The 17,825-nt window shown below is 69.6% G+C and carries 23 protein-coding genes; 9 read left to right on the top strand and 14 right to left on the bottom strand.

Annotation, left to right across the window (positions count from 1 at the left end):
* Nucleotides 1-332: 332 nt before the first annotated feature.
* Both ACQE3L_RS14015 and ACQE3L_RS14010 read right to left on the bottom strand, forming a co-directional pair.
* On the bottom strand, nt 333-947 hold the full coding sequence (locus ACQE3L_RS14015) for a translation initiation factor IF-2 subunit beta (RefSeq protein ID WP_426964486.1): 615 nt from the start codon (nt 945-947) through the stop codon (nt 333-335).
* Nucleotides 948-1,055: 108 nt separating this feature from the next.
* A complete protein-coding gene (locus tag ACQE3L_RS14010) occupies nt 1,056-1,844 on the bottom strand; it encodes a PAS domain S-box protein (protein WP_426964485.1) in 789 nt (262 codons plus the stop codon).
* A gap of 184 nt (nt 1,845-2,028) precedes the next feature.
* On the opposite strand from ACQE3L_RS14010, the gene ACQE3L_RS14005 reads away from it, so the two are divergent.
* The 3 genes from ACQE3L_RS14005 to ftsZ all read left to right on the top strand — a co-directional run bounded on the left by ACQE3L_RS14005 (nt 2,029) and on the right by ftsZ (nt 4,314).
* Nucleotides 2,029-2,703, top strand: a complete 675-nt coding sequence (locus tag ACQE3L_RS14005) for a ribbon-helix-helix protein, CopG family (RefSeq protein ID WP_426964484.1) — start codon at nt 2,029-2,031, stop codon at nt 2,701-2,703.
* Nucleotides 2,704-2,920: 217 nt separating this feature from the next.
* Entirely contained in the window at nt 2,921-3,103 is a 183-nt protein-coding gene (locus ACQE3L_RS14000; RefSeq protein WP_058366451.1) for a ribbon-helix-helix domain-containing protein, read from the top strand.
* A gap of 2 nt (nt 3,104-3,105) precedes the next feature.
* Entirely contained in the window at nt 3,106-4,314 is a 1,209-nt protein-coding gene (gene ftsZ, locus ACQE3L_RS13995; RefSeq protein ID WP_426964483.1) for a cell division protein FtsZ, read from the top strand.
* Nucleotides 4,315-4,407: 93 nt separating this feature from the next.
* Here ftsZ and ncsA read toward each other — a convergent pair whose 3' ends face one another.
* Together ncsA and ACQE3L_RS13985 are read right to left on the bottom strand one after the other, a co-directional pair.
* The gene (gene ncsA / locus ACQE3L_RS13990) at nt 4,408-5,409 is read right to left on the bottom strand and encodes a tRNA 2-thiolation protein NcsA (RefSeq protein WP_426964482.1); all 1,002 of its coding nucleotides are present in this window, start codon (nt 5,407-5,409) and stop codon (nt 4,408-4,410) included.
* A gap of 78 nt (nt 5,410-5,487) precedes the next feature.
* Nucleotides 5,488-6,201: an alpha/beta fold hydrolase gene (locus tag ACQE3L_RS13985; protein ID WP_426964481.1), complete on the bottom strand. Its 714-nt coding sequence runs from the start codon at nt 6,199-6,201 to the stop codon at nt 5,488-5,490.
* A 104-nt stretch (nt 6,202-6,305) separates the two neighbouring features.
* Here ACQE3L_RS13985 and ACQE3L_RS13980 point away from each other — a divergent pair, with 104 nt between their 5' ends.
* Nucleotides 6,306-6,809, top strand: coding sequence for a DUF4442 domain-containing protein (locus ACQE3L_RS13980; protein WP_426964480.1), 504 nt, complete (start codon nt 6,306-6,308; stop codon nt 6,807-6,809).
* A gap of 24 nt (nt 6,810-6,833) precedes the next feature.
* Here the strand turns inward: ACQE3L_RS13980 and ACQE3L_RS13975 are convergent, their stop codons facing one another.
* Entirely contained in the window at nt 6,834-7,574 is a 741-nt protein-coding gene (locus tag ACQE3L_RS13975) for a DUF2103 domain-containing protein (RefSeq protein WP_426964479.1), read from the bottom strand.
* A 137-nt stretch (nt 7,575-7,711) separates the two neighbouring features.
* Between ACQE3L_RS13975 and ACQE3L_RS13970 the strand changes: the two genes are divergently transcribed.
* From ACQE3L_RS13970 to ACQE3L_RS13960, 3 genes are read left to right on the top strand one after another with little or no spacing between them, the layout of a single operon-like run.
* Nucleotides 7,712-7,978, top strand: a complete 267-nt coding sequence (locus ACQE3L_RS13970) for an eL43 family ribosomal protein (RefSeq protein WP_058366445.1) — start codon at nt 7,712-7,714, stop codon at nt 7,976-7,978.
* Nucleotides 7,978-8,112, top strand: coding sequence for a DNA-directed RNA polymerase subunit P (locus tag ACQE3L_RS13965; RefSeq protein WP_058366444.1), 135 nt, complete (start codon nt 7,978-7,980; stop codon nt 8,110-8,112). The genes ACQE3L_RS13970 and ACQE3L_RS13965 overlap by 1 nt, the downstream gene beginning before the upstream one ends.
* A gap of 11 nt (nt 8,113-8,123) precedes the next feature.
* Nucleotides 8,124-8,375, top strand: a complete 252-nt coding sequence (locus ACQE3L_RS13960; protein ID WP_426964478.1) for a KEOPS complex subunit Pcc1 — start codon at nt 8,124-8,126, stop codon at nt 8,373-8,375.
* 73 nt (nt 8,376-8,448) lie between these two features.
* Here the strand turns inward: ACQE3L_RS13960 and dph5 are convergent, their stop codons facing one another.
* Together dph5 and ACQE3L_RS13950 are read right to left on the bottom strand one after the other, a co-directional pair.
* Entirely contained in the window at nt 8,449-9,240 is a 792-nt protein-coding gene (gene dph5, locus ACQE3L_RS13955; RefSeq protein ID WP_426964477.1) for a diphthine synthase, read from the bottom strand.
* A 76-nt stretch (nt 9,241-9,316) separates the two neighbouring features.
* On the bottom strand, nt 9,317-10,009 hold the full coding sequence (locus tag ACQE3L_RS13950; RefSeq protein ID WP_426964476.1) for an HD domain-containing protein: 693 nt from the start codon (nt 10,007-10,009) through the stop codon (nt 9,317-9,319).
* 203 nt (nt 10,010-10,212) lie between these two features.
* Between ACQE3L_RS13950 and ACQE3L_RS13945 the strand changes: the two genes are divergently transcribed.
* Together ACQE3L_RS13945 and ACQE3L_RS13940 are read left to right on the top strand one after the other, a co-directional pair.
* Entirely contained in the window at nt 10,213-11,064 is an 852-nt protein-coding gene (locus tag ACQE3L_RS13945) for an alanyl-tRNA editing protein (protein WP_426964475.1), read from the top strand.
* Nucleotides 11,061-12,122 carry a DUF3179 domain-containing protein gene (locus ACQE3L_RS13940; RefSeq protein ID WP_426964474.1) on the top strand — a complete coding sequence of 354 codons (1,062 nt, stop codon included), beginning with the start codon at nt 11,061-11,063 and terminating at the stop codon, nt 12,120-12,122. Before ACQE3L_RS13945 ends, ACQE3L_RS13940 begins: the two co-directional genes overlap by 4 nt.
* Nucleotides 12,123-12,158: 36 nt before the next feature.
* On the opposite strand, the gene ACQE3L_RS13935 is transcribed toward ACQE3L_RS13940, so the two are convergent.
* From ACQE3L_RS13935 to coxB, 7 genes are all read right to left on the bottom strand, one after another.
* Complete coding sequence (locus ACQE3L_RS13935) at nt 12,159-12,914, bottom strand: GNAT family N-acetyltransferase (protein WP_426964473.1); 756 nt, start codon at nt 12,912-12,914, stop codon at nt 12,159-12,161.
* Nucleotides 12,915-12,972: 58 nt separating this feature from the next.
* A complete protein-coding gene (locus ACQE3L_RS13930) occupies nt 12,973-13,383 on the bottom strand; it encodes a universal stress protein (RefSeq protein ID WP_426964472.1) in 411 nt (136 codons plus the stop codon).
* Between the two features lie 127 nt (nt 13,384-13,510).
* On the bottom strand, nt 13,511-13,783 hold the full coding sequence (locus ACQE3L_RS13925) for a cytochrome C oxidase subunit IV family protein (protein ID WP_426964471.1): 273 nt from the start codon (nt 13,781-13,783) through the stop codon (nt 13,511-13,513).
* Nucleotides 13,784-13,822: 39 nt separating this feature from the next.
* Nucleotides 13,823-13,966 carry a hypothetical protein gene (locus ACQE3L_RS13920; RefSeq protein WP_426964470.1) on the bottom strand — a complete coding sequence of 48 codons (144 nt, stop codon included), beginning with the start codon at nt 13,964-13,966 and terminating at the stop codon, nt 13,823-13,825.
* Between the two features lie 8 nt (nt 13,967-13,974).
* Nucleotides 13,975-14,466, bottom strand: coding sequence for a hypothetical protein (locus tag ACQE3L_RS13915; protein ID WP_426964469.1), 492 nt, complete (start codon nt 14,464-14,466; stop codon nt 13,975-13,977).
* Nucleotides 14,467-14,583: 117 nt separating this feature from the next.
* Complete coding sequence (locus tag ACQE3L_RS13910; RefSeq protein ID WP_426964468.1) at nt 14,584-17,043, bottom strand: cbb3-type cytochrome c oxidase subunit I; 2,460 nt, start codon at nt 17,041-17,043, stop codon at nt 14,584-14,586.
* Nucleotides 17,043-17,795, bottom strand: a complete 753-nt coding sequence (gene coxB, locus ACQE3L_RS13905; protein ID WP_426964467.1) for a cytochrome c oxidase subunit II — start codon at nt 17,793-17,795, stop codon at nt 17,043-17,045. Before coxB ends, ACQE3L_RS13910 begins: the two co-directional genes overlap by 1 nt.
* Between the last annotated feature and the right edge of the window lie 30 nt (nt 17,796-17,825).

Genomic DNA, 17,825 nt, shown 5'->3' with positions numbered 1-17,825 from the left:
GGCGCGACGACCGACCCTACAAATGACGCCCTGGCGGACTGAAAGGGCGAGGCCGGTCGCGGGCGCTCAGACGACCCCTATCGGCGCCGGGCGGTGTGGAGAGGCGCCGATATGTCGCTGAGCGCCCGCGAGCGGTCGAGGGCTTTCTGAGTGTTGGCGGTGAGCACAGCAGAACGCTTGACTGATCCAGAAAAAGCGTAGACCGAGCGGTCGAGGGCTTTCTGGGTGTCGACAATGAGCGCATCAGCACGCCTTATGAGACAGAAAACAGACACTTCTAGATCAGCCCGCTATACCCAGTATCGCTATCGGTCAAAACGGAATATCGGCAGTTAGACCTGGCGAGAGAAGGCGAGCGTACCGGAGACGTTCTCGATGTACGCCTTCACGGTGTCGCCCTCGGAGGCGCCGGGGACGAAGATCGTGTACTGGCCGCGCTCGGCGACGCCGTCGCCCTTGCGGCCGGTGCCGACGATCTCCAGTTCGTAGGTGTTGCCCTCCTCGATGGCCTCCTCCTGGGTGGTCGTCTTCGTCGTGTTCGACGAGCGCTTCGCGACCGGGCGGAACGCCCCGCAGGCCTCACAGCGAAGCATCTGCGTGCGGTCCTCGGTGACGAGTCGCGTGTCGGGGAGGCCGCACTCGGAACAGGTGACGTAGCTGGCGACGTAGGCGTCGATGGCCGCTTCGAAGTCGCTCGGGCGGAACGTGCCGTTGTAGCGCGCGACGCCGTTCTCGTACTGGCCGGCCGTCCCCAGCTCGCGCTGGAGGTTCGAGTGGAGGTGCTCGGGGTCGCGCCCGAGCGCGTCCGCGATGGCCGAGAGGTTGGTGAGTCGGGTGAACGCGCCGTCCTTCTGTGCCTGCGGGTCCGGCACCTGCAGTCGCTCGTCGGACCCGCCGAGGTCCGGGAGCGAGTCGATGGCGCGGTCGAGGCTCGCTTCGTACTCCATGACCGGACGAGGCGAGCGCGACGGAAAGCGCTTCCGGGTCACCCCCGAGCGCCCGGAAGCCGGCCGGCGGGCGACCCGGAGGCGCGGCGACCTCCCGGACCGGCGCGCTCAGAAGGAGACGGTGACGGCGGTCGGTTCGACGTCCAACGCGACGCCGAGGTCGGCCGCGAGCGCCGGCGCGGCGCCCAGGTCCGTGGCGACCGCGGCTCCCTCGACGCGCACCGCGTCCGCGTCGCCGACCACGCGGACGGTGTTCTCCTCGGGCGCGGTCGCGGCGAACAGCGCCGTCAGCAGCGCCTTCAGTCGGGTCGCGTCCGTCTCCACGACGGCGCCCACGTCGATGTCGAGCGACTCCGATCCGGTCTCGACGGTCGCCCACGCGGACGCCGCCACGTCCGGAACCGAGACCTCGTGCACGTCCCGCTCGCTCGCCATCGCGGTCAGCGCGGCGGCGAGGCGGTCGCGCTCCCGGGTCAGCTCCTCGCGCGTCTCGATGGCGTCGCTGATCTCGCGGGCGACTGCGGTCACGACCGGCTCCCCCGCGTGGCCGTGCTCGACGAGCGTCACGGAGACGGGCACCTCGTGGCCCTCCGCGTGTCGGGCGAGCAGTTCGAGGTTCGCCGTGCCGACGGGTGACTCGCCTGTCTCGACGTACTCGGCTGCAAGCTCGCGGGCGGCCGCGGAGAAGCGGTTCGGTATCAGCATCTCGACCGACTCGCCGACGACCGCGGTCGGGGCGTACCCGAGGATGCGTTCGAGCGCGGGGTTGGCCGCGTGGACTGTGCCGTCGAGCCCGACCGTCACTGCCGGGTCGGGACTCGCCCGGAGGAATTCCCCTGCAGGGAGTGCGTCGAGGCCACTCTCCAGAGCCTCGTCGCGTTCGGGATCGATGCTCATTGCGGATAGCTTCGCAATTCTGACGGCAAAGAGCTTACGGCCGGTTTCTCGCCGCGACGGCGGCCCGCGTGGGATCGGTCGGTGGTCGGCGGCGACGGTCCGACGGTCCGGGAAGGCGGCGTGTCACACGCGCGTCGGACGCGCAGGAAGATTGATGTAGTGGGGGCGAGGATGCTGTGTCGAGATGAGTAAGATCACGTTCCGCGCGGACGACGACCTCGTGGAGCGGCTGGAGGCGCTAGACGCCTCCAAAAGCGAGGTGATGCGCGAGGCGCTGCGCAGTCACCTCGACGAGGCGGCGTCGTCGGACGCGTCGGACGCGGCCGAGGCGGCGGACGCCGACCGCGAGGTCGCCGCGGACGGCCTCGAGGGCGCCATCGCGGAGCGCGTCGACGCCATCATCGCCGACCGGCTCGACGCCGCGCTCGACGAACGCCTCGGCGACGCGGCGGCCCGCGGGTACGGCCCCGCGCCTCGCGACCGCGACATCAACGTCAACGTCACCGTCGACGGCGCGACGGCGGCGGACGAGACGACCGAGCGGTCGGCGAGCGGACGGCGGGCGTCCGGTCGTGGGCCGGCCGCGGAGCGGGAGGAGCCGGCGGACGAGGAGCCCTCCGCGTCGGACGCCGCCGACCGGTCCGCCGACTCCGCGACCGCGCCGGGCGAGAACGGGGAGCGGACCTGCGGCGGCTGCGGCGAAACGCTGGAGGCGGGCGACGTGTACTGCGCCAACTGCGGCGAGAAGACCGCCCACCGCATGTTCTGCGAGTGCGGCGACGAGGTGCGGACGGACTGGGGCTTCTGTCCCGGCTGCGGCCGCCGGACCCCCGCTGCGGACGTACTCGACACGAGGTAAACGCGGATAGCGGGGTCGTGGCCGACGTATACGCCGTTTTCGCTAGCGTGTCTTACAATCGCCGTTACCTTTAAGTTCTATGCCTCGGTGCGTCTATGTGCGTAAGACGGTCGTCTTACAGACGGCCGCCGCGGAACGGGAGTCCGTTCCGTCCGGCGGTTCCGTTTCGTAAGACGCGGGCGCTCGTCGCCCGCCGTCTTACCGGGGGAATGTAAGCATGGAGCGTGTGACACTACGCATACCGAAACAGCAGATCGAGGAGGTCGAACAGATGGTCGAGACGGGGGAGTTCCCGAATCGGAGCGAGGCGATTCGCTCCGCCGTCCGTGAGATGCTCAACGAGCAGGACGGGGACCACGAGAGCCAGCGCCGCGGCAAGCGCGGCTGGGCCAAGGTGTAACGATGCAGGACATCGTTCAGGACGCACTCGACAACGCCGAGGCCGAGCAGCGCGAGATGGACGCCGACATGGACGACGACGACTTCGGGGACCCCCGAATCGTCATCGTCGGCGCCGGCGGCGCGGGCAACAACACGATCAACCGCCTGTACAACATCGGTGTCGACGGGGCCGACACGGTCGCGATCAACACCGACAAGCAGCACCTCAAGATGATCGAGGCCGACACGAAGATCCTCGTCGGCAAGTCGCTCACCTCCGGCCTCGGGGCCGGCGGCGACCCGAAGATGGGCGAGCGCGCCACCGAGATGGCCCAGGGGACCATCAAGGAAGTGCTCGGCGACGCCGACCTCGTGTTCGTCACGGCCGGCATGGGCGGCGGGACCGGCACCGGCGCCGCGCCCGTCGTCTCGAAGATCGCCAAGGAGCAGGGCGCCATCGTCGTCGGGATGGTCTCGACGCCGTTCAACGTCGAGCGCGCCCGCACGGTCAAGGCCGAGGAGGGGCTCGAGGAGCTCCGCAACGAGGCCGACTCGATCATCGTGCTCGACAACAACCGCCTCCTCGATTACGTCCCGAACCTTCCCATCGGTAAGGCGTTCTCCGTGATGGACCAGATCATCGCGGAGACGGTGAAGGGGATCTCGGAGACGATTACCCAGCCGTCCCTGATCAACCTGGACTACGCGGACATGTCCACGATCATGAACCAGGGCGGCGTCGCGGTGATGTTGGTCGGCGAGACCCAGGACAAGAACAAGACCCAGGAAGTGGTCAACGACGCGATGAACCACCCGCTTCTGGACGTGGACTACCGCGGCGCGTCCGGCGGGCTCGTCCACATCACGGGCGGCCCCGACCTGACGCTGAAGGAGGCGGAGGGTATCGCCGACAGCATCACGGAGCGCCTCGAGGCGAGCGCCAACGTGATCTGGGGCGCCCGGATCCAGGAGGAGTACAAGGGGAAAGTGCGCGTCATGGCGATCATGACGGGCGTCCAGAGCGCGCAGGTGCTCGGCCCGTCCACGCAGAAACAGGCCGACAAGTCCCGCGCCAGCATCGAGGGCGACGGCGAGGTCCACGACGGCGCGGCGGACGTCTCCCGTACCCCGTCCGCGGACGTCTCCGGCGGCAGCGACGCCGCGGCCTGGGAGTCCGACGGCGGCGAGGACCCGGTCGAGAAGAACAACGGCCTCGACGTCATCCGCTGACGCCGGCCGTTCGCCGCGAACCGCGTCACGTTTTTTCGACCCCGCACCGACGAGCGACCGCGCCGCCGCGACTCCGACGCCCCGCTCCGACTCTCAGACCGCTTCGATGGCCGCGACGAGTCGGCACTTCCGGCAGACCTCGCGGCTGGTCACGGAGCCGCACTCCGCGCACTCGCGGAGCTCCGGCCCTTCTCCGTCGTCGCGGTAGCGGTCGGCCGCCAGCGCTGCCAGCTCCTCGTAGCCGGCCATGATCGAGTGGCGGGTACCGGGGTGGTTCTCCTCCAAGTCGTAGAGGAGTCGCTGGATCTCGCCGCGGTACGCCTCGTCCGCGTGCGGGCACTCGGCCATGTGCGCGGGGATGTCCCGGAGGTGGCAGTAGAGCGCGACCTCCTTCTCGGGCACGTCGCGGAGCGGCTTCGCGCGCGGGATGAAGGGCGCGTCGTCGTCCGCGTCGTCGTCCGCGGCATCGGTCGCTCCGCCGCGCTCGTCGAAGGGGCCGAGCGAGGCGTCGAAGTGCTTGGCGATCTGGCGAACGTCGCCCTCGAGGAAGTTCATCAGCGCGGTCTGGGCCTCGTCGTCGAGGTTGTGTCCGGTGAGGAGCTTGTCGGCGCCGAACTCGTCGGCGTAGGTCTCCAGCAGGTCGCGCCGGAAGACGCCGCAGTAGGCGCAGGCGGCCATGTTCTCGGGGTCCTTCTCGACCACGTCGTCCATCTCGACGCCGATCTCGTCGGCGTACGACACCACCTCGTGGCGCATGTCGAGGTCGTCGGCCAGCTCGACGCAGGCGTCGACGCTCTCGTCGCGGTACCCCTCGATCCCCTCGTGGATGGTGAGCGCGAGCATCTCCACGCGGGGGTCCTTGCCGAACGTGTCGTCGAGGATCGACGCGAGCACGACGCTGTCCTTCCCGCCCGAGAGACCGATCACCCAGCGGTCGGGGTCGTCGGGCGTCGCCTCGGGGTCGAGGAGGCCGTCCTCCCGGACCCGCCGGCGCACGCGCTTCTCGACCGAGCGACAGAAGTGGTCCTCACAGAGGTGGGCGCCGGAGTAGGCCGCGAAGGTGACCGCGTCCGCGCCGCACTTGTCGCAGTCCATTACCGACCCGTAGCGGACCGGTCGGGATACGGGTTTCGGGGTCGGAGCGAGATTCACCCGCGGGGCCGTCCCGGGGCGCTACGGCAGTCCCGCCGGCCCCTCGCGGACGACCGCCCGGAGCGTCGACGCGTGCTCGTCGCGCGACGGGGAGGAGAACAGCTCGTGGCCGCCGTCGTACAGCACCGTGCGCTCGGCCTCGACGCGGTCCCCCACGCGACGCGGGTCGACGATCCGGTCCGTCAGGGTACAGAAGGCGACCGCGTCGGGGTCGGGGTCGACGGCCGCGAGGCCGGCCTGCGCCCGCGCCGCCTCCCGGAGGAACGTCGGCGCCGCTCGGTCGGGCCCCTCCCTGATCTGGCGGTCGGTCGCGAGCGCGCCGAGCGCGTCGCGGTCGGCGGTGCCGACGGGGACGACCCGTCGAGAAATCGGGAGCCGCGTGACGAGGTCGAAGATGGGGCCGGCCGTCTCCGGAACCATTCCCCACCACGGGCTGAGGTACGTCCGCGTCGCGGGCGCCGCCTCCCCGCGGAGGTACGCGCCGATCAGCCCGCCGGTCGAGTGGCCGACGAAGCGGTAGTCGTCGTCGAGGCCGTCGACGACCTCGCGGACCGGGTCGAGGTACCCCGCCTCGAAGTCGGTGACCGTGATCGGGATCTGTACCGCGGTGACGCGGCTGTCGGCCGCGAGCGTCTCCAGCAGCCAGCGGACGTTCTCGTGGTCGAGGCGGTTCCCCCAGCCGAGCACGCACGCGAGGTCCGGGTCGGCGGGGTCGCCGAGCGTCTCCGTCTCCATACGGGTCGTCCGGCGCGCGCCGACGTAAAAGGAGGGCGCCGCGACCGCACCAACGCCGTCGCCGGTTCCGACAGGGGTATGCGCCTTCGGTCGCGTGTGCGGGTATGAGCGACGACGGGCCGGAGCGCGCCCCATTGCGTGACGACCCGCCCGCGGAGACGCTCCGGACGCGGCTCTGGCGGCACGGCTACAACCTGTTCCCGGCCTACCGCGGGACGGGCGCGCGGATCGACCACATCGGCGGCGACTGGCGCTACGTCCGCGTCCGGATCCCGTTCAACTGGCGGACGCGGAACGTCGTCGGCGCGATCTTCGGCGGCAGTCTCTACGGCGCGGTCGACCCCGTCTACATGAGCCTGCTGCGGCGGAACCTCGACACCGACCGCTACACGGTGTGGGACAAGGCGGCCGACATCAGGTTCAGAAAGCCCGGCCGCGAGACGCTGTACGCGGAGTTCGAGATCGAGGGGGCCGAGCTCGACCGCATCCGCGAGGCGCTGTCCCCCGGCGAGTCGTTCGACCGCGTCTACGAGGTGGCGATCGTCGACGCCGAGGGCGTCGTCCACGCGGAGTGCGAGAAGACGCTGTACGTGCGGCAGGACGAGTAGAGAAGTCGGGGGCGGCCGGTCGGATCAGCCGTCCTGCAGTTCCGCCTCGCGTAGCGCCTCGTTGAGGTCCTCGCGCACGCGCTCGCCGGTGTCGCGGTCCATCGCGGTCGTGACGATCCGGTTCTCCTGCACGCTGGAGCCGTCCCGCAACAGGAGCCGCACGTTGCCGTTCCGGTCCGCGCGGGTGGCCTTCGCGCGCAGCCCCGTCCGCGACCCGGTCCCGCCCGCGTCGATCGGCCCCGGGACGATCTTCTTGACGTGCGGGTGTCCCGCGACCGTGGAGATGGCGCGCCGTCCCGGTCGGCCGCCGATCAGCGTCGAGTGCGTGCCGCCGATCTTCTCCTTCGGCGGCGTCTCGACGACTTCGAGCGCGCGGTCGCCGCGGCGGTCGCGCACCCACGCGACGGGGTCGGCCTCGTCGGGGATGCGGTAGAACTCGTGGTGGAGCTGGGCGCGCGCCTCGCGGAGCGGTCCGCGCTCGCCGGCGGCATACACCGCCTCGGGGCGCTTGCGCCGGATCTCGTCGGCGACCCGGCCCGCGAAGTTCCGCCGTTGAACCGTCTCGCGCTCGTCCCCGTCCCGGCGGTCGCGCTCGGGGATCGTGGTGACGGTCGTCCGGCCGACGACCTCGTCGTCGTCGAGCATCGCGATCTCCGCGCGGTCGGGGTCGAAGCGGACCACCACGGCGTCGCTGTTGGCGGTGTTGCAGGTGAGACAGTAGTCCCCGGGCTTGTCGAGGGGGGTGCCACACCGCCGACAGTTCATTGTTCGAGGTGTGGTCGCTCGAAGCTAAAAGGCCGTTGTCCCGGTGGTCGTTCCTCCGCTCCGGGACTGTGAGGCCCTCCCGCGGGGCGCCCGGACTCGTAGCCTTTTTACCCACGCTGGCGGTACTCTTCTCCACTATGGCTGAGAACGAGGCTCGATCCACCGGCAGCGCGGGCCGATTCGGCGCACGCTACGGGCGCGTCGCCCGCAAGCGCGTGCAGGACATCGAAGCGGAGATGGAGTCCGCGACGGTCGACGGCGACGACGTCACCCGCGTGGGGACCGGCATCTGGGTCAACGAGGAGACGGGCGAGAAGTTCACCGGCGGCGCCTACCGCCCCGAGACGCCCGGCGGCCGCACCGTCCGGCGCTCCATCCGCGCCGCGCTGGCCGACGAGGAATAATGAGCTACAAGTGCTCCCGCTGTAAGCGCGACGTGACGCTCGACGAGTACGGCGGCGTCCGCTGTCCGTACTGTGGCCACCGCGTCCTCCTGAAGGAGCGCGGCGGCGACGTCAAAGAAGTCGACGTCAACTGACGGGTCCACCCGTGTCGCCGGCGTTCGAGCACGACGCTTTCTTGCGCTTTTCCTACCCCGACGAGCGTCGCGCTCGCCTCGTGGCCGACGCGCTCGGCCCGGAGGTCGGCGAGATCGACGACGCCCGCTCGACCGCGAGCGTCGACCGCGACGGGGACACGGTGGCGGTCCGCGTGCGGGCGCACGACCTCGTCGCCCTCCGCGCCGGGATCAACAGCTGGACCCGGCTCGTGGCGGTCGCCGAGGACGTGAGCGACCGATAACGACGCCGTCCGTCGCCCTCCCCTCGCTTCTCCGCTACGTCCCGTCGCGTGCCTCGATACGCGGCGCCGCAGGTCACAGCAGGTCGTCGGGAGCGCCGGCGAGCCCCGCCAGCGCGTCCGCCTCGACGTGGTGGAGGTCGCCGGGGATCACCAGCAGGTGCAGCGGGTCGCCGAAGTCGCGCGCCGCGAGCGCGGAGAGGCGGTCCGCGGCGACGACGGCGTCCGGGCTCCCGGCGCGCGCGACGACCACGGCGAGTTCGTCGCCCCACTCCTCGGCGAACAGCTCGGCCGCGTAGTCGGCGGTCATGTACTCCTCGTGGTCCGGGTCCGGGCCGCGCGGCCCCATGCCGACCTTTATGTCCAGATAGACGACCGTGTGGAGGCCGCGATCGCGGTTGGCCTCGATCGTCTCGATCACGCTCTCCGGGACGCGGTCGCCGCCGTGGGCGTACGGGAACGGGAGCGTCACCGCCTTTCCGAAGCGGTAGTTCTGGAGCCCGGTCAGGCTGGAGGCGGCCGACTGGGCGGTGACGCCGTGGATAACGCGGGTCTCGATGCCCCGCTCCTCGGCGCGGAGCCGGAGGTCCGCGTGAGTCGTCGAGATCATCGTGTCGCCCGCGGTCAGAAACGCCACGTCCGAGGCGGCCGCCCTCGCCAGCATGTCGTCGGGGTCCTGTTCGACGCCGGGCCGGTCACGCACCTCGATGTCGACGCCGTGATACGCCTCCAGGTCCGCGACGTCGGCGCCGACCAGCCGGCTGGTGTAGAACTCGGCGTAGGCGTGGTCGGCCGCGCGCAGCGCCTCCTGCCCCTCGACGGTGATCGACCGCTCGTCGTAGAGGCCGAGGCCGATGAAGGTGAGCATACCGCCGCTCGGCCGGGGACGGCCTTATAGGACCCGGAACGGCGGCTCGGCGGCGCCGGGCCGATCGGCGGCCGTCCTACTCGTCGGTGACGCCGGACCGGTCCATCGCGGCGACCTCGTCGACCAGCCACTCGCGGAACCACCTGGCGCGCTTGAGCCGCTGGTGGGCGATGCTCTCGGCCGTGTCGGACTCGATGCGGTCGACGTGGTCGCGGCCGCGTTCGAGCACGCGGTCGACCATCTTCGCGGCGTCCATGTGCGAGCGGGACTCGTAGCCCATCCGGAGCAGCATCAGCGCGCTGCCGTTGGCGCCGATCTTGTCGAGGATGTCCGCCTCGATCAGACACCGCGCCTCCAGCGCGACCGCGTCGAGGTCGCCCTGGTAGGAGTGGTCCTCGACCGCCTGGCACACCTCCTCGACGAACGACTCGGGGTAGTCCCCGCGCGTCCGGAGGTACTCCCGGGCGACGCGCGCCCCGGCCTCGGCGTGAACGTCCTGTTCGGCCTCCAACTTGGCCACGTCGTGGAACAGTGCGGCGACGCGCACCACGTCCACGTCGGCGCCCTCCGCCTCCGCGATCTCGGTGGCGATCTCCATCACGTTGAGGATGTGGTTGAACCGGTACTCCGCGGAGTGCCAGGGGTACCACCGCATCCGACCCCCGTCGTCCTCGCCCTCGACGCTGGCGGCGAGGTAGTCGTGGACGAACTCCTTCATGTCCTCGAACGCGTCCTCGCTCACCGAGGACTCCTTAATCTCGACGCCCACGCCGGCACCTCCCCCCGTGACGATCCGTGTAGTTCATTGTACGAACGGAGGTACGTAACGCTTTTAGACGTTACGACAGTGTACCCACTTTTCGGCGGACGCGTTCCGGGCGCCTCGCGGTCGAAGCGGCACGTGCTTCACCGCCGGATCCGCCCGTTTCCGACTCAACAACCCGTAAGTAGCTCGGTCGACTCCGTCCGCGTATGACCGACCAGGCCTACCTCGCGGACAGCTACGTCCGGGAGTTCTCCGCGACCGTCGAGCGGAGCCTCGACGACCGGCTCGTGCTCGACCGCACGTACTTTTACCCCGAGGGCGGCGGCCAGCCGCACGACACCGGCGTCGTCGAGGCGAACGGTGACCGCTGGCGCGTCGTCGACGTGCAGAAGTCGGACGACGTCTACCACACGCTCCGTCCGGAGAACGGCGCGGTCGCCAACGACGCGCCCGTCGGCGGCGAGGCGAGGGCGGACCTGCCCGAACCCGGAACGACGGTCGATTGCGAGGTGACGTGGAACCGGCGGTACGCCCACATGCGCTACCACACCGCACAGCACCTGCTGTCGGCGCTGCTGCTCGAGGCGTTCGACGCGCCCACGACGGGCAATCAGCTGTACGGCGACCACGCGCACCTCGACGCCGGGCACGACCGCTTCACCGACGAGGACCTCGCGCTGATCGAGGAGCGCCTGAACGAGCTGATCGCGGACGCCCGCCCCGTCACCCACTACACGATGGACCGCGAGGAGGCGGAGGCGACGCTCGACACCGAGCGCACGCGGATCGACCTGCTGCCGGACTCCATCACCGAACTCCGGATCGTGGAGGTCGCGGGGCTCGGCGCGGACGGCGAGCCCGACCCCGACGCCGACCCCTACGACCGCACCGCGTGTGCGGGCACGCACGTCGACAACACCGAGAAGATCGGCGAGGTGGTCGTCACGGGCCGCGAGACGAAGGGCAGCGACGAGGAGCGCGTCCGGTTCGCGCTCGCGGAGCACGTCGACGCCGGGGACGACACGGATCCCGCGAACGCGGGGGACGGAGCGTCGTGAGCGACGCCCGGTTCGACGTGCGACGGGTCGTCCCGCGCGACGCGATCCCCAGCGTCGACGACCCGGAGGGCGTGCCGGCCGCGGCCTACGAGGGGGACCCGGACGACGACGTGGTCGCGGTCACGGTCGAGGGGCGGGCCCGGGCGTACCCCGTCCGCTACCTCCACTACCACGAGATCGTCAACGACGAACTGGGCGGCATCCCGGTCGCGGTGACGTGGTGTCCGCTCTGCGGCTCCGCGGTGGTCTACGACCGGCGGGCGGAGACGGTCGACGCGGAAGACGCCGACCTCGACGACGAGGACGGCCTCCCCGAGACGCTCACGTTCGGCGTCTCGGGCAAGCTCGCGGACGACGACCTCGTGATGTACGACCGCGAGACCGGGACGGAGTGGAAGCAGTCGCTCGGACGCGCGCTCTCGGGAGTGCTCGCGGGCGCGTCGCTGCGGGTGCTCCCCGCGGGCGTGACGACGATGGCCCGCTTCCGGGAGGCACATCCCGACGGGGACGTGCTCGCCCCGCCGGGCGGCGAGAGCGAAGCGGCCGGGGACGGGGACGACCCCGAGCCCGTCGACTACGACGAGGCGCCCTACGAGCGCTACTTCGAGGCTGAGGGGTTCGGACTCGGGGCACACCGGGGCACGGGCGGCCGCTCGTGGGACCGGACGGACCTCGACCCGAAGGCGGTCGTCCTCGGCGTCGAGCGGGGCGGCGACGCGCTCGGGTTCCCCCTCCCGCGCGTCGAGGCGGCCGGCGGCGTCGTGACCGCGACGGTCGGCGGCGCGTCGGTCGTCGTCTTCGCGGACGAGGGGATCCACGCCTTCGCGGACCCCGGCTACGAGTGGCGCGCGACCCCCGCGGGATTCCGCGCGGACCGCCCCGACGGCACCGGCGCGCTGTACGACGGCGCGACCGGCCGGCCCGTCGACGCGCCCGCGGCACACACCGGCGAGTCCGGCGGTGCGGCCGCGGAGCCGCTCGAACGGGTCCCCTCGCGGCGGCTGTTCGCGTTCGCGTGGCAGGACGACCACGGCGCGGACGCCTTCTACGAGCCCTGAGGATCGGCCGGGAGCCTCGTCCGCTTCACGGACCGACTACAGGTACGCCGCGTCCCACCGCGCCGGCTTGCGCCGGTTGCCGCACTCGTTGCAGACGACCCGTTCCATCGTGTCCACGGCCACGTCGAGGCTCCCGCAGGCCCCGCACCGGAAGCCGTACCGCTCCTCGTGGTCCGGGTCGGCGTAGACGACGTAGAAGGGGCCCTCGGAGCCGCGGGAGCTCTCCGTCAGTGCGACGTGGAGCTCCGTCCCGTCGTCGGTCGTCACGGTCTCGGCGTCCGCGACGGCGACCCCCTCCGAGAGCGTCTTCCGATAGCGGTGCTCGGGAAAGCTGTCGTGGCCGATGTCGACGAGCCGTTCGTCGACGCGCTCGTACCCTTCCCGCTCGTAGAAGGCGGTGCCTGCCTCGTTGGCCGACAGCACCGCGCCCTCGACGCGGTCGACGCCCCGCTCGCGGAGCGCCGCCTCGACGTGCTCTAACAGCATCGTCCCGATCCCCTCGCCGCGGTGATCGGGGTGGACGTGGAGCCAGTCGATCTCGCCGACGCGATCCCGACGGTCGACGACGTAGCTCTCGGCGAACCCGACGACCTCGCCGTCCGCGACCGCGACCGGGAACACGACCCGGTCGTCGGCGACGTCCGCGCCGAGCGCGTCCCGGCCGTACCAGCGGTCGACGGCCGCCTCCAGCACCGTCTCGGTGATCGCGTGCCCGTACGACGCGTCGAGGGAGGCGCGCGCTACCGCCCTGATCGCGTCCACGTCGTCCCCGGTCGCCGCACGAATCTCCATGTGGGGTGTCACCACGTCCAGCTACAAAAGTGTCTGCGGCCGGATGGACGGCTCGTCGCTACGCCTCGTCCGTCGGCGTGGGGCGGCCACCGACCAGCACCGGTCGGTCCGCGTTGAGGATCACCGTCTGCGCGACGCTCCCGAACAGCGCCTTGCCCGCCGGCGACCGACGCCGTCCGCCGATGACGATCATGTCCGCGTCGTGGTCCGCGGCGGCCTCCAGGAGCTCCTCCGCGGGATCGCCGCTCGCCTCGAGGACCGTCGTCTCGATCCCCGCCTCCTCGAGCCGCTCCTGCGCCCGACGGACCCCTGCGACCTGCGCCGCGGAGGCGCCCGCGGGATTGTCGGTGAACGCGTGAAACACCGAGACGGTCACCTCGTCGGCGCCCCCCGGCAGGTCGGCGACGGTCCCCGCCACTCGGTCGGCCATCTCTCCGTCGTCGTCAACTCCCAACAGCACGTGGTACATGGACCGGGGTTGTGCGGGGTCCGTAATGGTCTTTCCCCCGTGAGACGCCCCTCGTCGGAGGGGAACCGATCGCGCCGCTCGCGGCGTCGAGAACTGAACCGTCGAACGAAGGTGCTGCGACGGGGAACTACGTGATGGAGTAGGTGGCGGCCGACATCAACAGCAGCGTCAGCACGAGCGCCAGCACCATCAGGTACGTCAGCGAGCGATTCTCCCACTTGAGGTGCATGAAGAACGCGACGACCAGCGCCGTCTTGAGCACGGCGATGACCATCGTTCCGACGAAGGAGATGTCGTACGCGAGGTCGAGTCCGCCCTCGAAGAGCACGTAGTTCAGGACGGCGAGGCCCACCAGTCCCGCGTAGACGAGGCTGTAGAGTTTGATGGAGTCGGACGCCATTATTCGTACACCTCAACCTTCGGTGCCGTCCTTATAGATTTATTCATCCGTCTCCTCGCTGCCCCGCCAGCGGTTCCAGAGGTAGTGCGCGACGACGAACCCGCTGGACCAGAAGATCACCGCGCCGACGGCGATCCCCACGCCGATCAGGAGTCGCCCGTTCGTCAGTGCGTCCACGACCATGGACGGACTCAGGGGCTCCCGGAGTTAGGTCCGTCGCCTCGCGGTGCCTCCGCGCGAAAGAGGACGACGCAGACGACTATCAGCGCGGCCTCGGCCACCTTCGAGGTGAGGGTCAGCCAGTCGCTCACCAGGTGGTCGAGGAGGACGGCGACGACGCCGGTGTCCGGGTGTCCCCGCGGCTCCAGTCCCGGCCAGAACGCGCCGTGGTCCAGCAAGGTGTGCCACACCCCGAACCCGACGAGGAACGTCCCCGCGACGCCGGCCGCGAGCAGGTACGCGCCGCGCCGATAGACGTCCGCGACGATCAGCGACGCCGCGAACACCACGGCGAACCCCCCGGCGAGGAACGCGACCGGACGCGGGTCGCCGAGGTAGCCGGCGCTCGCGTACACCAGGAGCGCGGGACCGCCGTAGCTCGGATGCAGCAGGTGCGTGACCGCCACGACGCCCGCGAGCGCGACGGCCGCGACGCGGAGCCGCGCGACCATAGTCTCGTCCATACTCCGGGTATCGTGGGGGGAAAGGTATGTCGTGCGGTTCGCTCCTGTTGCGTGAGAACGGCGGCGCGTGTGAACGCGGGCGGGACGCGTCAAAAGGGACCGCCCGCGGTCGCTACCTCAGAAGAGGTAGAACAGCGGGAACAGGAAGATCCAGACGATGTCGACGAAGTGCCAGTAGAGCCCGAAGTACTCCAGCGGGCGCTGGTCCTCCTGGTAGTACCCGCGCGCGGCCCGGACGAACAGGTAGCCGGCGATGAGCACGCCGATGATCACGTGGAAGCCGTGCAGTCCGGTCGTCACGTAGTAGATCGACGCCTGAATCGGGTCGCCGTGCGGGTTCTGGGTGAGCGTGACGCCCTTGTCGTACACCTCGTGGTGCCACTCCCACGCCTTGATCCCGAGGAACGTGAACGACAGCAGGATCGTCGCACCGAGGCTCGCCAGCAGCCCCTTCGCGTTCTCCCGGCGGGCGAACACGAGCGCGAGGATGACCGTGAACGAGGAGGTCAACAGCACGAACGTGTTGATGAGCCCGGGAAGCGGGTCCGTCAGCGGGCCCCAGTTCATCCAGCCGGCGTTCACGCGGATGAACACGGCGGCCGAGATGAACGCGCCGAAGACGATGACGTCCGAGGCCAGGAAGAACCACATGCCCAGCTTCACCTTCTCGATGCCGTGGAACGGCCACCGCTCGGCGATCGCCGTCGGCGGCGCGTAGAAGTCCTCCGTGCCCCAGCGGACCGCGGTCCACACCATCAGGATCGGGCCGACGGCGGCGAACACCGGGTAGACGGGGTTCGACATGGACAGCGCAGTCGTCGCGAGCGTGTCGCCCAGCGACAGCGAGACGGAGTCGCGGACGCCCGAGAGCCCGATCATGAAGATCAGGGTCGCGACCGAGAACGCGAACGGCCAGATACTCGCGTGGCTCGGGTGCTTGTCCCAGTACGGGTACTCGTCGAGGTGGCTCTCGCCGTGACCGTCGGCGTGCCCGCCGTCAGCGACCGCGTCCTGCACGAACTCGAGCTTCCCGGAGGCGTACGAGGGGCGGCCGTCCCAGTTCTCGAGCGGCGGCGGCGAGGGGATCGCCCACTCGGCCGTCCGCGTGTAGTCCCACGGATTGGCCCCGGCCTCCTCGCCGTAGAGGTAGGAGTTGGCCAGGTTGTAGAACATGATGAAGAACGACCCGCCGAGGACGAACGCGCCGATCGTCCCGATCTGGTGGAACGTCTGGAACGCGGGGTCGTACTCGAAGACGCGGCGGGGGGTCTCCCAGCCGAGGAACATCGAGAAGTACACCGCGTTGAACCCGATGAAGAACACGACGAAGTGGACCTTCCCCAGGAACTCGTCGTACATCTTCCCGGTGACCTTCGGGAACCAGTAGTAGATGCCCCCGAACAGCGCGGTCGCGCCGCCGAACATCACGTAGTGGAAGTGCGCGACCACCCAGTAGGTGCCGCGGAACTCGTAGTCGAGGACGATGGCGCCGAGGAAGACGCCCGTGATGCCCCCGAGGATGAACAGCAGCAGCGCGCCGAGCGCGAACAGGAACGGCGTCGTGAACTGGATCCGTCCCTTGATCAGCGTGTAGATCAGCGCGAACACCAGCAGGTCGAACGGCAGGGATATCCCGATGGTCGTCGCCATCATCAGGGTCTTGATCTCCAGGTTGATCGTCGTCAGGAACATGTGGTGCATCCACACGAGGAACGACTGGACGGAGATCAGACAGATGGCGATGATGGCCCACTTCCGCCCGACGAGCCGCCGGCCGGAGAACGTCTGGAACAGCTCCAACATCACGCCGAGCGCGGGGAAGAAGACGATGTACACCTCCGGATGGCCGAAGAACCAGAAGAGGTGTCCCCAGAGTAGCGATCCGCCTTCAGTCGCCGAGAAGTAGAGGCTCCCGAAGACGCGGTCGGACAGGAGGATGACCGCGACCGCGAGCAGGGCCGCGAACGCGAACAGCATCATCCACACGGTCGCGAGCATGGACCACGTGAACATCGGCATGTCCATCAGGCCCATCCCCTCGGCGCGGGAGTGGTGGATCGACGTCAGGAAGTTCACCGTGGACGCGGTCGTGCTCGCCACGAACATCGCGAGCGCGAGGATCGCGCCCGTGGACCCGATGCTCGGCGTGTACATCGGGACGTTGAGCGGGGCGTACATCGTCCACCCGGCGGAGAGCGTTCCGCCCTGGAAGAACGAGATGGCGAACATGACGCCCGACAGCACGTACAGCCAGTAGGAGACGGCGTTGAGCCGCGGGAACGCCAGGTCGTCCGCCCCGATCTGCAGCGGGACGAAGTAGTTCGCGAGCCCGAACCCGAGCGGGGAGAGGAACCAGAACACCATCACCAGTCCGTGGGCCGTCACGGCCTCGTTGTACGCGAGGCCGGACAGGATCTGGGCGCCCGGTTCCCACAGCTGGAGCCGGATCAGCAGCGCCATCACGCCGCCGAAGATGAGGAAGAACAGCGCCGTGATGGTGTACATGATCCCGACGTCCTTGTGGTTCGTCGTGACGAGCCAACGGCGGAGCGAGGTCGTCGGCGGGAGCTCGGACATCAGCCGTCACCCTCCGTCTCCTCGCCCTCGGCGTCGGCGAGCTGTTCGTCGTACCAATCCTGGTAATCCTCTTCGTGCATGATGATCACGTCGGCCTTCATGTAGGAGTGGCCCGAGCCGCAGAGCTCGAAGCACTCCGCCGTGTAAGTCTCCGTCTCGCCGGGCTCGAGCGGCTCCTCGAGGTGGGCCTGTCCGCTGAACCACGTCTCGGAGTACTCGCCCGGAATCGCGTCGCTTTTGATGCGTAATTCGGAGACTCCGAAGTTATGCCACACGTCCCGCGAGGTCACACGTAACTGGACCACCTTATCCTGGGGGACGCGCAGCGTGTTCTGCGTGGTGACGCCCTCGTCGGGGTACTGGAACTCCCAGCCGAACTGGTAGCCCTCGACCGTGATCTCGATGTCCTCCTCCACGTCGGTGGCGGGTCCCTCCTCGACGTAGAGCAGCAGGCCGTAGGCGTAAACCACGAGGCTAATGACGACGATCGCGCTGAGACCGAACGAGAGGAAGAGCTTCTTCGCCTTCGGGCCGCCCTGTCCCGTCGGCAGCTCCCCGAGGACCGGGGGATCGAACTTCTCGCCGGGGTCGCTTCCGTCGTCGCGGTACTTGTACGCGTTGTAGAGCGTGTACGAGACGACGATCGTCCCGACGAGGGTACCGAGCGCGAGAAAGACGAAGAAGATCTCGTCGAACACCGCTGACTGCGCTCGCCACTCGTCGGCCACTTGTAATATGAGTGACTCTATCATGTTCTTCTGTCGGGCCTTACGTGTGGACTT

Source organism: Haloparvum alkalitolerans (assembly GCF_050122995.1).
In the GTDB taxonomy this organism is placed as follows: domain Archaea; phylum Halobacteriota; class Halobacteria; order Halobacteriales; family Haloferacaceae; genus Haloparvum; species Haloparvum alkalitolerans.
Note: the sequence above shows the minus strand (reverse complement) of the source record. Positions and strands in the feature narration are given on the sequence as shown.